General features: G+C 70.8%; 9 protein-coding genes. 8 read left to right on the plus strand and 1 reads right to left on the minus strand.

What is annotated here, in order from left to right; all coding sequences use genetic code 11:
- Positions 1–26: 26 nt before the first annotated feature.
- From M6I34_RS17770 to M6I34_RS17805, 8 genes are read left to right on the plus strand one after another with little or no spacing between them, the layout of a single operon-like run.
- Entirely contained in the window at positions 27–854 is an 828-nt protein-coding gene (locus M6I34_RS17770) for an ABC transporter permease (protein WP_272487142.1), read from the plus strand.
- Positions 844–2,331, plus strand: a complete 1,488-nt coding sequence (locus M6I34_RS17775; RefSeq protein WP_272487143.1) for an ABC transporter ATP-binding protein — start codon at positions 844–846, stop codon at positions 2,329–2,331. Before M6I34_RS17770 ends, M6I34_RS17775 begins: the two co-directional genes overlap by 11 nt.
- Positions 2,328–4,634, plus strand: a complete 2,307-nt coding sequence (locus M6I34_RS17780) for a methyltransferase domain-containing protein (RefSeq protein ID WP_272487144.1) — start codon at positions 2,328–2,330, stop codon at positions 4,632–4,634. Before M6I34_RS17775 ends, M6I34_RS17780 begins: the two co-directional genes overlap by 4 nt.
- 52 nt (positions 4,635–4,686) lie before the next feature.
- On the plus strand, positions 4,687–8,448 hold the full coding sequence (locus tag M6I34_RS17785) for a glycosyltransferase (protein ID WP_272487145.1): 3,762 nt from the start codon (positions 4,687–4,689) through the stop codon (positions 8,446–8,448).
- Positions 8,445–9,542, plus strand: a complete 1,098-nt coding sequence (gene wecB, locus M6I34_RS17790; RefSeq protein WP_272487146.1) for a non-hydrolyzing UDP-N-acetylglucosamine 2-epimerase — start codon at positions 8,445–8,447, stop codon at positions 9,540–9,542. Before M6I34_RS17785 ends, wecB begins: the two co-directional genes overlap by 4 nt.
- Positions 9,543–9,552: 10 nt before the next feature.
- Positions 9,553–11,694 (plus strand): glycosyltransferase, encoded by a 2,142-nt coding sequence (locus M6I34_RS17795; RefSeq protein ID WP_272487147.1) that lies wholly within the window; start codon positions 9,553–9,555, stop codon positions 11,692–11,694.
- Positions 11,694–12,725, plus strand: a complete 1,032-nt coding sequence (locus tag M6I34_RS17800; RefSeq protein WP_272487148.1) for a glycosyltransferase — start codon at positions 11,694–11,696, stop codon at positions 12,723–12,725. The genes M6I34_RS17795 and M6I34_RS17800 overlap by 1 nt, the downstream gene beginning before the upstream one ends.
- Complete coding sequence (locus M6I34_RS17805) at positions 12,725–13,060, plus strand: hypothetical protein (protein WP_272487149.1); 336 nt, start codon at positions 12,725–12,727, stop codon at positions 13,058–13,060. Before M6I34_RS17800 ends, M6I34_RS17805 begins: the two co-directional genes overlap by 1 nt.
- Here the strand turns inward: M6I34_RS17805 and M6I34_RS17810 are convergent.
- Positions 13,055–14,545, minus strand: coding sequence for a glycosyltransferase family 2 protein (locus M6I34_RS17810; RefSeq protein WP_272487150.1), 1,491 nt, complete (start codon positions 14,543–14,545; stop codon positions 13,055–13,057). The genes M6I34_RS17805 and M6I34_RS17810 overlap by 6 nt on opposite strands.
- Positions 14,546–14,582: the final 37 nt, after the last annotated feature.

The following is a 14,582-nucleotide window of genomic DNA, read 5'->3' on the forward strand; positions in this document are numbered from 1 at the left end:
GCGCGGCGGCAACCGCCGGAGCTCGCATGACGCCCCACACGCCGCCCAGCGCGTCGCCCCGGGCCCTGGTCGCGTCCCTGGTCGCGAACCGCGGCCTGATCGCGACGCTCGTCAAGAGAGAGGTGGTCGGCCGCTACCGAGGCTCGATGCTCGGGATCCTGTGGTCGCTGTTCAACCCCATCCTCATGCTGGCCGTCTACACCTTCGTGTTCAGCTTCGTCTTCAAGTCGCGTTGGATCGGGGGAACCGGCTCCAAGACCGAGTTCGCGCTCGTCCTGTTCGCCGGACTGCTGGTATTCAACCTGTTCGCCGAGTGCGTCAATCGCTCGCCGGCCCTGGTCCTCGGCAACGTGAACTACGTGAAGAAGGTCGTCTTCCCGCTCGAGATCCTGCCTGTCGTCACCCTCGGCTCGGCGATGTTCCACATGCTCGTGAGCCTGGGCGTCTGGGTGATCTTCTACGTCGTGACGATGGGACTTCCGCAGCCCACGCTGCTGCTGCTGCCCCTGGTCATCTTTCCCTTCGCGCTGCTGACGCTCGGCCTGTGCTGGTTCCTCGCCTCGCTCGGCGTGTTCCTCCGGGACGTCACCCAGATCGTCGGCGTGCTCACCACCGTGCTGATGTTCATGTCGCCGATCTTCTACCAGGTCGACGCCCTGCCGCCGGCCATCCGGCCGGCCATGCTCGCGAGTCCGCTGACGCTCACCGTCGAGCAGATCCGGGACGTGATGATCTGGGGCCGCCCGCTGGACCCGGGTGCATGGGCCGCGTTCACGCTGATCGCAGCGCTCGTCGCCTGGCTTGGATTCAGCTTCTTCCAGAAGACCCGCAAAGGCTTCGCGGATGTCATCTGACGAAATTGCGATTCGCGTCGAAGGCCTCGGCAAGCGCTACGAGATCTACGACAGCCCGCGGGACCGGCTCAAGCAGTTCGTGGTTCCGCGCCTTCGCGGCGCGCTGGGCATGGCGCCGCGGCAGTTCTACCGCGAGTTCTGGGCGCTTCGCGACGTTTCCTTCGAGATCCGGAAGGGGGAGGCGTTCGGCGTCGTGGGCCGCAACGGCAGCGGCAAGAGCACGCTCCTGCAGTTGATCACCGGGACCCTGTCGCCGACCACCGGGTCGGTGCTCACGCAGGGACGCATCGCGGCGCTGCTGGAACTCGGCTCCGGCTTCAATCCGGAGTTCACCGGGCGCGAGAACGTCTTCCTGAACGGCATGGTCCTCGGCCTCACGAGGCGCGAGATCGAGGACCGGTTCGACGAGATCGCGGCCTTCGCCGACATAGGCGAGCACATCGACCAGCCGATCAAGACCTACTCGAGCGGAATGATCGTGCGCCTCGCCTTCGCCGTGCAGGTCCAGATGCAGCCGGACATCCTGATCGTCGACGAGGCACTCGCGGTCGGCGACGCTCTCTTCCAGAAGCGATGCTACGAGCGGATCGAGCGGCTCCTGTCGGACGGCGTGACCCTCATGTTCGTGTCGCACGACCAGGAATCGGTGCGCACGCTCACTCGCCGCTCGCTGCTCCTGAAGAACGGCGGCCCGGTGCTCTGCGCGAGCTCTTCCGAGGTGATCCTCGCCTACAGGAAGCTGCTGCACGACGAGGAGTCCGCGTACTTCGCCGAGGTGACGCGCCGGCTGAAGTCCAAGGGCGGCGCCGGGCAACCCGAGCAGCCCGCCGCGGCCGCGCCGGTCCGGGCGGAGGCCGAGGTCGGCACCGAAAACGTGGCCGAAGCCGGCCCCCCGATGGCGGAAGCCGCGACACCGCCGGCGGCGCCGCCCGCCGAACCCGTCGGTGCCGGCTTGCAGCCGGCCGGGCGCTCGGCGGCGATGTCCTTCGGCGACGGGGGCGTGACGATCGCCGACGTGCAGACCTGCGACGCGGCCGGCGAGCCCTGCTCCGTCTTCTACCCGGGGGACGCGCTCCGGATACGCATCACCTGCCTGTCGGAAGTCGATACCGATCACCTCAACGTAGGCGTCCGCATACGCAACAAGGAAGGCGTGAAGATCTACTCATGGGGCACCCTGAACCAGGACATGCAAGTGCTCGCCGGCCGGGCGCAGGCTCCGGTCTTCTGGGAGCGCCCGGTCAAGGCGGGCGAGCGCTTCGACGTCTGGCTCGAATGCGACTGCCCCCTCGGCCCGAACCTGTACGAGATCCAGGCCTCCGTCGCCTACGAGGCAAAGCCCGATTACACCGCGCAGCGGCTCCTGCACTGGCGAGACGAAGCGGCATTCTTCCAGGTCGCGATGCGGCAGACCGAGTACTTCTTCGGCGGCATCGCCGACCTGCGCATGAAGGCCAGCTGGCGGGAGGCGGAATGAGCGGATCGAACGTCTTCGACCGAGCGGCGTTCGCCCGCAAGGTGCTCGCCGCCTGCGGTACGCGGAGAGTCCTGCAGATCGGCGCGGGCGATGGCGCGCTCGTGGGCGCGCTGCTCGCACAAGGTGGGGACGCATTCGGCCTCGACGATTCGCAGATGGCGGTCGCGGCCGGCAATGCCCGCTTTCCCGGGCGCTTTCGTCGGCACGCGGGCCTGCCGCTTCCCTGCGGCGACGGCGAGTTCGACACCGTGGTCAGCGCCGGATGGATCGAGGGGCTGGCCGACGAGGAGGTCCCGATCGCGCTGGCCGAGATGTACCGCGCCTGCGCCCGGTACGTCTTTCTGCGCGTTCCGATGCAGTCGCCGCACGCCCCCGATCCTGCCGGGCCGCCCCGCGACCGGGCCTGGTGGGAGAAGCGGTGCTTCGAGGCCGGCTTCCGCAAGCACGCCGCCTACTACAGGGTCAATCCGTACGCTGCGCTCAACGACGACGGCGACCACGCGCTGATCCCGCTCGAGAAGGTTCGGCCCGAGACCCTGGCGAGCTACCCGCTGTCGGCGCTCGAGGACGAGCGCCTGTTGCACATGGACATGCTGCGGGAACCCGGCAGGCGGGCCGACGCCCATTGCATCCGGTACCACATGGCCGCCGCCTGGATACGCCCCGGCGATGTCGTGCTGGACCTGGCCTGCGGCTACGGCTACGGAAGCCACATCCTCTTCCAGAACTCGCTCGCCCGATCGGTGCTGGGCATCGACCTCAGCGAGTCCGGCATCGCGTACGCGCAAGCGAACTACGGTCTGGAGGGCGCGGTCCGTTTCGAATGCGGCAACGCGCAGGATCTCTCGACGCTGGCGGACCGCAGCGTCGACTTCATCGCAAGCTTCGAGACGATCGAGCACCTGCCCGATCCGGACGCCTACCTGGACGAACTCCAGCGCGTTCTCAAGCCTTCCGGGCGCCTGATGATCTGCGCGCCGAACGACTGGACCGACGAGACCGGCAGGGATCCGAACCCGCATCACCTGCACGTCTACACCTGGGACCGGCTGAGGGACGAGGTCGGGGCGCGCTTCCTGCTCGAGAAGGGATTCGTCCAGACCGCCGGCGGGGCGATGAAGTGCCACCACTCGCCGAGGGCCTGGGCCGAGGTGCCTCTGGCGCCGCTGGAACGGGAAGCCGAGTGGATCATCCTGCTCGCCATGTCGGACCCCCTGGCCGGCGCCGACGTCCCGTACGTGGAGAGCACGTGGCCGGTCCCGACTGATGCCGACTTCCATGTCTCGGCCTTCGCGCGCGACTACCGCAACCCGTGGCTCGTCAAGGGCATGGTCGCGCTCGGCTCGCGCTGCGAGTCGCCGCAAGTCCTGCGCGCGATGCAGGCCGAAGTGATGCGGACGGAGCCGCCGGATTCCGTGGATCACGGCGCAGCCTTGTGCGGCCACGTCTATTCGCTCCTGGCCGAGCCTTTCGTCGAGGCATCGGCCGCGCTCGAGGCCCTGGAGCGGATACGGGCGTACGCTGCGCTGCCCGATTCCGGCCCCCACCGGCTGCGCTGGCAGGTTTCCCTGCTCTTCGCAGGCGGCGAACTCGCGCGCAAGCGAGGCGACCGGGCGACGGCGCGCGAACTCTACGAGCGGTGCGCCGCCATCGACACGTCGGCCTACAGCCCGCTGCTGGGCAACCGGACCCTGGACGCGCTGTTTCGGCTCGCCGCGTTCGCGATGGACGACGGCGATGCGCTCCGGGCGCGCGCGCTCCTCGCCCGGAGCGTGTCGGAGGCCGAGCGCCTCTGCTCCGGGTCGTGGCTCAACGTGCGAGGCGCCCCGGACCGGCCGCTGCCGTTCGGGCTGGCCGAGCTCTCGCAGCTCCTGGACAAGGCGAGCCGGGCAGCCTACGCGCTCGCCGCGCTGGATTCCGGCGCGACCCGGCCGGCCGTGTTCGCCGCGGAAGCGCAAGGCTTCCACGAGCGGCTCCTCGCTTTCAAGGACGCCGACCTGGCCGCGCTGCGAGAGGGCAACGAGGCCCTGGTGCGCGAAGTGTCCCGCCTGACGGCCAGGATCGACGAGCTCGCGCGGGAGCTGATCGCCAAGGAAGCGCGCACCCACGAGCTGGCCGCCGAAGTGGTCCGGCAGGACGCGCACGCACAGTCGCTCGCCCGCGAGATCCAGCGGCGCGACGCGATGGCGGCCCCGCTCGCGACCGCGGCCGCCAGGCTGGCGTCGCGCCTTCGCGATCCGCGCACGGCCGCCGGCGCGCTCGTCCGGCGCCTGCGCCGAATGCTTCGCGGCGCGGGAAAATGACCGGCGCGGCGGGCAGGCGCCCGATGGCTCGTCGGCCATTCGAGATCGGACAATGAAAGAAAAGATCGGCATCGTCATCGTTTCCTACAACGCGTCGCCCGCGGTCCGTTCGACCCTGGCGAGCCTGCGCCGGGCGAAGAACGAAGTCGCCAGCGAAGTGATCCTCGTCGACAACGCATCGCGCGACGATGAGCGCCCCAGGCTCCGAGGTGCGCTCGAGCGGCATGCCTCGGAGGCGGGGCTGCCGTGGCGCTACCTGCAGGAGCCCAGGAACCTCGGCTTCTCCGGCGGGAACAACGTCGGCATCCGCGCCTTCCTCGAAGACCCGGCGGTCACGCACGTGTGCCTGCTGAACAGCGACGTCATCGTTTCCGACCGCTGGCTCGACCGGCTCGTGGCAGCGGGCAAGGACATCGTCAGCGCGGTCACCAACAAGGCGGACAGCGAGCAGTGCGTGCCGGTCGACTACGCGATCGGGCTCGATCGCTGCCTCGACGAGCCGAACGAATCGCTGGCCGCCGGCGTCTTCGAGACGGTCGACGACTTCTCGCAGCGCTGGCACCGGGCCTGGCGGGGGAATCTCCTCGACTGCGACGCGACCTTCTTCTGCGTCCTGCTGAGCCGCCGCGCGATCGAGCGGATCGGGCTGCTCGACGAGACCTTCTTTCCGGGCGGGTTCGAGGACGACGACTACTGCGCGCGGGCGCGCGCGGCGGGCATTCCGGTGCACCTTGCCCGCGACGTCTTCATCCACCACTGGGGTTCCGCGTCGTTCGGGCAACTGCGTTACGAGTACTTCAGCGAGAACGCCGCGCGCAACAAGCGCTATCTCGAGCAGAAGCACGGATTCACCTGGAAGCGCCGACCGGAGAAGCCCTTCGTGTCGTTCGCGCAGGACGTCGCCCACGCGCTCGCGGGGGGCGGCGACCGGTCGCTCCAGCCCGGCTTCGTGGCCCTCTACACGGAGAGCCTCGATCGTCTGCTCGCCCACCATCGCGACGAGTTCGCGAGGATGAGCGCCGCCATCGCCCGCAGCGGCGTCGCGCCGGCCGAGGACCTCGCGCGCGAGATCGCCGCGGTCGAGGGGCACGCGGAGCTCGGCAGCCTGTGGCGAAGCGTGCTCGACGACGTCGGCGCGGGGCTGGCCTCCGCGCCCTGCCCCCCGGCCCTGCGGGAGTCGGTCGGCCGTCGCATGGACGCCCTCGCCGACGGCGTGCACCGCCTCGCGAGCTGCAACCTGGCGATGCACGCCCATCTTTCCGCCCAGCCGCAGGCGCCGGCGGCCCTCACGGGCCGGCCGCCGGGCCGATTGCGCAAGGCTCTCTGGCTGCTGCGCAACGGCCTTCCCTTCCTGCTGAAGCTCCGGGGCATCGTGTTCTTCGGCGGCTATCCCTATCCCGAACGGGAGAACGACGGGTACTTCCAGCGGATCCGCGCGATCGACCGACTGTTCGACGACCGGTGGCGGATCTACGTCGATTCGCATCCCCTCGAGGGGCAGAACCTGTGGTTCGACCTCCCTGCCCCGCGGACTCTCGTGCTGAGGATGACCGGCGGGCGAAAGCGCCGCCTGTTCGTGAAGGCGCTGGTCATGCTGTGCGCGCTTCGCTGCCGCGCGATCTACTTCCACAGCGTGCTGCGCATGGAGGAATCCCGGTTCGGGCGCCTGATGCGGTGGCCCGGCATCAGGAAGGTGATCGACGTGCACGGCGTGGTGCCGGAGGAGTTCCGTCTCTACAACGACTTCTACAGCGCGGTCCTGTTCGAGGCCCACGAGCGCCTGGCGGTTCGGAAGGCCGACTGCGTCATCGTGGTCACGGAGGCGATGAACCGCTACCTGCGCCAGAAGTACCGTGACGCCTTCCGCGGCGAGGCGATCGCGCTGCCGATCTTCCCGGGCCTGGCGCCGTTCCGCGAGGCGCGTCCCTACGTCGACGGCAAGCCCGTCGTCGTCTACGCCGGCGGGCTGCACAAGTGGCAGCAGGTGCCCAAGATGGTCGACGCCATCGGCCGCACCTACCGATCCTGCCTGCACCGGTTCTACTGCCCGGACCCGGCGGCCGTGCTCCGGATGATCCCGGACGCGGCGCGCGACTCCGGCTCGGTGACCGTCGAAAGCAAGTCCCACGAGGAGCTGCTGCGCCGCTATGCCGAGTGCCACTACGGCTTCATCCTGCGCGACGACATCGTCGTCAACCACGTCGCGTGCCCGACGAAGCTGATCGAGTACCTCGCGATGGGCATCGTGCCGATCGTCGACTGCGAGGACATCGGCGATTTCAGGGAACTCGGCATGCGGTTCGTTCGGCTGGCGGATTTCGTCGCGGGCCGGATACCCGACGAGGCGACCCGCGCAGGGATGGCCAGTGAGAACTTCGACGTCTACGAGCGCCTTCGGGCGCAGCGCGAGTCGGGGGCCGCGAGGCTCAGGCAGGTGCTCGCCGACGGGGCCGGACTCGGTCGGGCGAGGGCGGCGGCGGCCGGGCTAGCCCGGTCGCTGCTGCCCGCCGGCACGATCCGGGGCCGGGCGGCGCGCCGGCTGTGGAGAACGCTTCGCGGCGCGCCCGGCGCCAGGCCGGCACCGGCGGCCGAGACGGCTGCCGCCAGCCCCACCGAGCTCGCACCCTGCGACGTGCTCGTCCAGGTGGGCAACTTCACCGGCGGCGGCCTCGAGAACGTCGTGCTCGACCTCAACCTGGCGCTCCGCGATGCAGGCCACCGGGTCAGCCTGCTCGTGCTGGGCGAGGCCGGAGCGGCCGTCGAAGCGGCTCGGGCACAGGGCGTGCCGGTGTGCGTTGCCTCGTATTCCGACGCTGCCTACCGTCACTGGCTTCGGACCGCGGCGCCGCGCCTCGTCATGAGCCACTACTCGACCGAGGGCGCCGCCGCGTGCGGCGAGTCGCGGATTCCGCTGGTGCAGGTCATCCACAACGTCTACATGTGGCTCGACGACGCGCAGCGCGCGGACTTCGCGCGAGCTGCCGAGCACACGGCGTGCTTCGTCGCCGTGTCCGACTTTGCCAGGCGCTATAGCGTGCAGCGTCTCGGCATGCCCGACGAGAAGTGCGTGGTGATCCCGAACGGGATCGATACGGGCCAGTTCGCGGCGTCCGGCGCTTCGTCGGACCGCGAGCGGCTTCGCGCCGCACTCGGGCTCGGCAGCACCGATTTCGTCTTCCTGAGCGTCGGCTCGGTCAACCACCAGAAGAACCACCTTTCCACGGTCCGCGCGTTCCGCGCCTGCCTGCGCGAGTGCCCGGACGCCCGGCTGGTGGTTCTCGGCCCGGTGCACGAGAAGGCGCTCCTCGACGAGATGACGGCCTACCTGGCGTCCAACGGCATCTCCGACCGCGTCTTCTTTCCCGGGGGCGTGGCCAGGCCCGCCGAGTACTACTCGATGGCGGACGCCTTCGTTCACTCGGCGTTCTTCGAGGGCGGCCCCCTCGCGCTTCTGGAAGCCATTGCCGCGAACCTCCCGGTCGTGGCCGTCGAGACCGGCCTCGCGGGCCACTTCAGGGGCCTGCGGGGCATCCACCTGGTGCCGCCACACCTGGACGTCTTCGCCTACCGCGGGCACATCACGCAGATGCGCGCCTCGCCCGAGACCGAATCGATGACGGCCGCCGCAATGGTCAGGGTATGGCGGGAGAGGCAGCGTCCGGACCTGCCGGAGGACGTCATTGAAAGCTTCGACCGGCGAAACGCGTACCGCATGTACATCGAGCTGGTGGACGCCTTCCTCGCGGGACGCGAGACGCCCGGCGCGTCCGTGCGCCAGGGCTGGCCCGTCCGGCTCGCGGAATACAGAGAATGACCAAGGTAATCTGCATCGTCGGCACCCGCCCGGAGGCCATCAAGATGGCTCCCGTCATCCGCGCGCTCGCGGCCGAGCCGAGATTCGACGTGCGCGTGCTCGCCACCGCCCAGCACCGGCAGATGCTCGATCAGGTGCTCAGGGTCTTCGGCATCGAGCCCGACATCGACCTGGACATCATGCGTCCGAACCAGGGTCTCGCGACGCTGACTGCGCGACTGCTGCTCGAGCTCGACGGCGTGCTCCTCGCGGAGAAGCCCGACGTCGTGCTCGCGCAGGGAGACACCACCACGGTCATGACGGCTGCGCTCGCGTGCTTCTACCACCGGATCCCGTTCGGCCACGTCGAGGCGGGCCTGCGAACCGGCGACCTGTCGAACCCGTTCCCGGAGGAAATGAACCGCGTCGTGGCAGGCAGGCTCGCGCGCTGGCATTTCGCGCCCACCGAGAGCGCCCGACAGAACCTGCTGCGGGAAGGCGTCAGTGATTCGCAAGTCTGGGTCACCGGAAACACCGTGATCGACGCGCTGGTGTCGGTGGCGGACATGCAGCCGGACACCGGGCTGCCGATCGACGACTCGAAGCGCCTGGTCCTCGTCACCTCGCACCGGCGCGAGAATTTCGGTGCCCCCTTCGAATCGATCTGTCGCGCGGTCCGGGAGATCGCCGACCGCAACGAGGACGTGCAGGTCCTCTACCCGGTGCATCCGAATCCGAACGTGCAGACCGTGGCCCACCGGACGCTCGGCGACCATCCCCGGATCGTGCTCTGCCCGCCGCTCGACTACCTGCCCTTCGTCGGCGCGATGCAGCGCGCCTACCTGATCCTCAGCGACTCCGGCGGCGTCCAGGAAGAGGCGCCGGCGCTGGGCAAGCCGGTGCTCGTGCTGCGGCAGGAGACCGAGCGGCCCGAGGCCGTCGAGGCCGGCGTCGTCCGGCTCGTCGGGCACGACTTCGACCGGATCGTCGGCGAAGCCCAGCGGCTTCTCGACGATCCGGCGGCCTACGCGGCGATGGCGCGCGGCGTGTCGCCATACGGCGACGGGCACGCCGCCGGACGGATCGTCGGCGTGCTGCGCGAGCACCTCGGCTGACCGGGTTCCGATGCGGGCGCCGACCCTCGCGCTGGCTCGGGCGATCGCTGGTGCCGCACGGGCGCTGCCGCTGCCCGCAGCGCTGAAGTGGCGCCTGAAGTCCGCGGTCTTCTCGGCCCTGCCGGCGCCTCTGCCGGCCATCCGGATGTACCGGAACTGGTGGCTCGCCCGCGAGAACGTCGAGACCCTGCTCGGCCTGCGGCCGCGACGGCAGGCGCTGGACGCCTCGCTGGCCGGCTTCCCGTCTCCCGAGCGGGGGGAGATCCCCTGGGCGGCGTATGCGCGCCATCGCGCGCGGCTCGGCGCCGCGTTGTGCCCCCAGCCGGGACGGCGCAGCCTGTCGAAGGCGGCGCGGGCGGCCGCCTGGTTCGCTGCGGCCGGTCCGGAAGCCGACGCTTTCGAGGCGGTCGACGACGCGCGCTTCGTCGCCTACCTCGGACAAACGCTGCCGAAGCTGCCCCGGGTCACTCGGGCGCGTGCCTTCGCCTGCCAGGACGCGCCCTGGCGCGAGGGCCCGCTCGAGACGGGCGCGGCCGCCTCGTCGGCCAGCCCGCGATTCTCGATCCTCACGCTGTTCTTCCGGCACCTCGGGCACTTCGAGGCCTGCGCGGGCTCGGTCGACCTGCTGGCCGCCCGCAGCCCGGACGCCTTCGCCGAGTGGCTCGTCGTCAACGACGACCCCGGGGTTTCGCCCGGGGAACTGCTGTCCCGGATCCCTGCCCGGCTGCGCCCTCGCGCGCGCCTGGTTTCCGACGGCCGAAACCTGGGCATCGCCCGCCGGCACAACCAGGCCATCGACCTGGTTGCGGGCGAATGGACGGTCTTCCTCGACTGCGACGACCTGGTCATGCCGCACGCGCTCGAGGTCCTCGGCGACCGGATCGCGCGCGAGCCGACGGCGCGATACCTGAGTTCGGCGATGATCGACATCGACGAGCACGGCCACGTGTTCCGCTACCGGCGCCGGACCGTCGGCCCGGAGAGCCTGCTCTCGCTCGGCATGACGGCGGGTCATCTCAAGGCTATCCGCACCGACGCGCTGCGCGAGTACCGCTTCCTCGAAGGCGTCGACGGGTGCCAGGACTACGAGCTGGCCCTGAGAATGTCCGAGCGGGAGGAACTCCTCTTCCTGCCCGACTTTCTCTACGCCTATCGCTGGCATTCGCGGACGCAATCGGTCTCGCAGAACCTTCGCCAGGAGCTCACCACGGAGGTGATCCTGCAACGATTCTTCCTGCAACGCGCGGCGGGGGGCGTCGCGAGTCCTGCAGCCACGCCGCCGCAGGCCGCACCCGGCGCCGCGGCTGGCGCCGCGGATGGCGAAGTCGCCGCGTGCCGGATCTTCGCGATCGTGGCGACCGACGGCAGCGACGCCGCCGGCCTGCGGCGCTCGGTGTCGTCCGCCCTCCTGCAGTGGTCGGGACTCGAGTGCGTCGTGGTCGTGGCCGGCGGCGAACCGGCGCTCGAGGCGGTGCGCCGCGACCTTGCAGCGGAGCTCGCCGGCGCTGTTCGACTCGTTGCCGCGCCGGACATGCCGGCGGACGCCGCGTGGCTCGCTGCCCTTTCGGACGCGCGGGTCGCGGGCGCGCTGCCTGAGGCCACGGGGATCGTGCCGCTGCGCTGCGGAGACGTGCTGTACCCCGGCTTCGGGGCGGCGATGGCCGAGGCGCTCGCGGCCACCGACGCCGACGTGATCTGCGCCCGCGGCAACACCCGGCGCGAGGGCCGGCACGCCCAGGCGGGAGCGTCGACCTTCCCGAGCGCCCTGATGCTGCTGCGCGAGTGCACACCGCCCACCGCGCCCTGCATCCGCCTGGCAGCCCTGAAGCAGCTCGACACCGCGCGGCGCGGCGATGACGGGCGCTCGCCGAGGGGGCTGCTGCTCGGCCTGCTGGCGGCCGATCGCCGCTTCCTCTTCCTTTCCGACACGCTCTCCGAGAGCTGGGCGGACGGTGGCGAGGCAGCGAGCGGCGGGGACTCGGGCGCAGACGCCCTCGGGCCCGCGGCCGTCGAGGCCGCGCGCGCAATGGGCCTCGACGCGGTCTGCCGCCACATGCTCGATGCACCGCTCCAGGAGATCGACGGTCCGGACGCCGAGCGGCTGGCCGGGAAGCTGAAGGCCTCGCTCGCGCCGGCCCTCGGAGCCCGCTGATGCGCCGGCCGGCAAGCCCGCTGGAACCCACGGTGTCGGTCGTGCTGCCCGTCTACCTTGGCGGCCCGGACGCACGCGACCTGCGACTGCTGCTGCGCGCGCTGGACTCCGCGATCGAGCAGGACTATCCGTCCGAGTGGGAGATCGTCCTGGTCGACGACGGCAGTCCCGTGCCGGTCCGGGACCTGCTCTCAGGGGCGCCCGCCGGGCGGCACCCGCGGCTGCGGACGGTTAGGATGGCGGCCAATTGCGGCCTGGTCCACGCGCTGAACGCGGGCCTCGCGAACGCCCGCTTCGACCTCGTCGCGCGGCTGGACGCCGACGACGCCTGGATGCCCGGGAAGGTCGCTCGCCAGCTCGCCCGCTTCGCGCGCAACCCCGACCTGACGCTGGTCGCCACGGGAATGCGCGTCGTGTTCGACTCGGGCGCACCGCCCTTCGACGACATCCGTCGGGACGGCTGGCCGGAGATACTCCGCTTCGCCGTCGAGCGCGGCTGCCCTTTCCCGCACGGCAGCGTGCTCGCCCGGCGGGACGTCTACCTCGCGCTGGGCGGGTATTCGCACTCGGCAGCGGTGCGTCACGCCGAGGACTTCGACCTGTGGGCGCGCTGGATCCGCTTCTTCGAACCTGCCATGATCGAAGAATGCCTGTACGAGTACCGCGTGAGCGCGGGCTCGGTGTCCAGCGTGCACGCGCAGGCCCAGGCCGCTGCCACGCAGGCGACGCTCGACGCGCTTCGCGCCCACACCGGCCTGGCGGACTGCCCGGGCAACGTGCGCGCGCTGGGGCGGGCCCTGGGCGTCGATGCGATCGGGGCCGGGCTGGCAGCCACGCGCATCTGGAAGCATCGCCCGGCTTCCTGGCTCCTGCCGGCCGACGCGATCGATCCGCTGCGCGCGCTGCTGCCCGATCGACGGCTGATCGAAGCGCCGCGCGGATCGAGCGCCGCCCCACTCTGCGCGGGCCGGCTTCCGGTCTTTCCCGGGCAGGCGGCGCCGAACGATCCCAGACTGGTCGAGGTCTATTGATGAATTCCGCAGGAGAACCGCCGGAAGACGGCGAGGAAGGGCAGCCCGAGGCGAGTTCGCCGGCGCGCGAGCGGCTCGCCGCCGCGCTGCGCCGCTGCCAGGAGTCCCTGGAACGGGCCGAGCTCGCGAACGGGGAGCTCGTGGCGCGGGAGCTGGGCGCGACCGCCCGGGCTCGCGCGGCCGAAGCGGAGCTCGGGCAACGGGTCGGGCGACTGGAGGCGGAGGTCTCGACCCTGCGAAGCGAACTCGAGGCGATGCGAGCGAGCCGATCGTGGCTGACGCAACCGCTTCGCGCGGCGACGACCGCCATCAGGCGGCTCGCGGGCCGCTCATGAAAGGCCACGAGGGCCGGAGACGGCCCGCAGGGCGTCCGCCGGCGGCTGCGCAATGCCCTCGCTGCCCGGCTCCTCGCTGAGCACGCGGAGCGTTCCCTGCGGGAGTCTCTCGGCGAGCGCAAGCGCCTCGGCAAGGTCCGTTCCGTCGGCGTGCAGGAACAGGCGCGCCCCGGAGGCGAGCGCGACGCCGTGCCTGGCCAGCACGTCCAGGACGAGGCCGCCGCCGAAGAGGTGCACGATCGCCGGCGGCCTCTGAAGCAGCAGGCGCGCGACCAGGAGCGGCCGGCGCCAGGCGTCGACGTCGCCGACCTCGATCGCCCACCGACGCTCCTCGCCGCCCTGGTTCAGGCGCAGCGGCCAGCTGGCGCCGGTCGCGCTCACGCCCAGCACGATCGCGGCCGCGCCCTTCTCGCGCAAGGCCGCGTACGCGCGCGCGGCCCGTGCCGCCCCCGGCGCAGCCGGATCCGCGTCGCAGACGACGACTTGCGGAACGCCGGCCGGCCAGCGGGCGAGCGCTTCGCAGAAGGCCCGCCCAAGCGGGGAGAAGACGCGGGCCCAGTCCCAGGGCACGAACTCTCGCACGCGCTGCGCGGTGGGCTCCAGGAGCGGCTCGATCGAGGCCACGGCAGTCATGTCCCCGAGGAAGGCCGGATCCGAGAACGCCTGGTCCAGATACGCCGCATCGTCCAGCGGGGGCGGACAGACGCGGTCCGCCCCTCCCGCGGCGGCTGCCACGCGATCGGCGATCCAATCGAATCCGGCCGAGGGCCGCACGATCGCCGAGTCGGCGATCTCGCGCAGCATCCTGGAGCCGCTGTGCTTGCGGCGGATGTAGACCCTCGTCCCGGCCACGACGCGGTGCCGGACACCCGACGCGAGCGTGACCAGGTTCCAGTCCCAGTCCTCGAATCCGAAACCCGAGCCCTCGGCGTGCGGGCGGTACGGAAACCTCAGCATCGTCTCGCGGTCCACGACGACCGGTGCGGTCCAGTAGTTGTGCTCGACGAAGTTCTCGGCACGCCAGCAGGGATCGTCGGGCGACACGTGCCGCGACAGCACGTGCGCCGCGTCGAAGACCACGTTCCACTCCGGATGAAGGACCACCGGCGCCCCGGGATCGAGCTCCGATCTCGCCCGCACCGCCTCGGCAAGCCAGTTCCCGGACACGAGGTCGTCGCAGTCGATGAACGCGAGGAGCCCGCCGCTTGCCACGCGAGCGCCATGATTGCGGGCAGGGGCGGGATCGCCGAAGTCGACCGTCTCGATGCGATCCACGAGCTCGGACTGCTCCTCGAAAAACTCGGCGGTGGCCCGGTCAGGCCGATCGAGAACGACGACGAGTTCGCAGGCGACGCCCCTGGCCAGCGCTGCGTCGGCAGCGCGCACCACGCTGCGCAGGGTCTTGTGGGCGAGGCGCCCTTCCCGGTGGCCGTTCATGACGACGGTCAGTCGGAGGGGTTCGGCCGGTTCGATGCCTCGAGACATTTGTCGTAAAATCCGCCCACTTGAAAATCAGGTCGGA

The sequence above is a fragment of the Zeimonas sediminis genome (assembly GCF_023721795.1).
Taxonomy (GTDB): domain Bacteria; phylum Pseudomonadota; class Gammaproteobacteria; order Burkholderiales; family Burkholderiaceae_E; genus Zeimonas; species Zeimonas sediminis.

Coding starts and splice junctions, on each gene's coding strand:
- M6I34_RS17770 (WP_272487142.1), top strand. CDS start 27: ATGACGCCCCACACGCCGCCCAGCGCGTCGCCCCGGGCCCTGGTCGCG.
- M6I34_RS17775 (WP_272487143.1), top strand. CDS start 844: ATGTCATCTGACGAAATTGCGATTCGCGTCGAAGGCCTCGGCAAGCGC.
- M6I34_RS17780 (WP_272487144.1), top strand. CDS start 2,328: ATGAGCGGATCGAACGTCTTCGACCGAGCGGCGTTCGCCCGCAAGGTG.
- M6I34_RS17785 (WP_272487145.1), top strand. CDS start 4,687: ATGAAAGAAAAGATCGGCATCGTCATCGTTTCCTACAACGCGTCGCCC.
- wecB (WP_272487146.1), top strand. CDS start 8,445: ATGACCAAGGTAATCTGCATCGTCGGCACCCGCCCGGAGGCCATCAAG.
- M6I34_RS17795 (WP_272487147.1), top strand. CDS start 9,553: ATGCGGGCGCCGACCCTCGCGCTGGCTCGGGCGATCGCTGGTGCCGCA.
- M6I34_RS17800 (WP_272487148.1), top strand. CDS start 11,694: ATGCGCCGGCCGGCAAGCCCGCTGGAACCCACGGTGTCGGTCGTGCTG.
- M6I34_RS17805 (WP_272487149.1), top strand. CDS start 12,725: ATGAATTCCGCAGGAGAACCGCCGGAAGACGGCGAGGAAGGGCAGCCC.
- M6I34_RS17810 (WP_272487150.1), bottom strand. CDS start 14,545: ATGTCTCGAGGCATCGAACCGGCCGAACCCCTCCGACTGACCGTCGTC.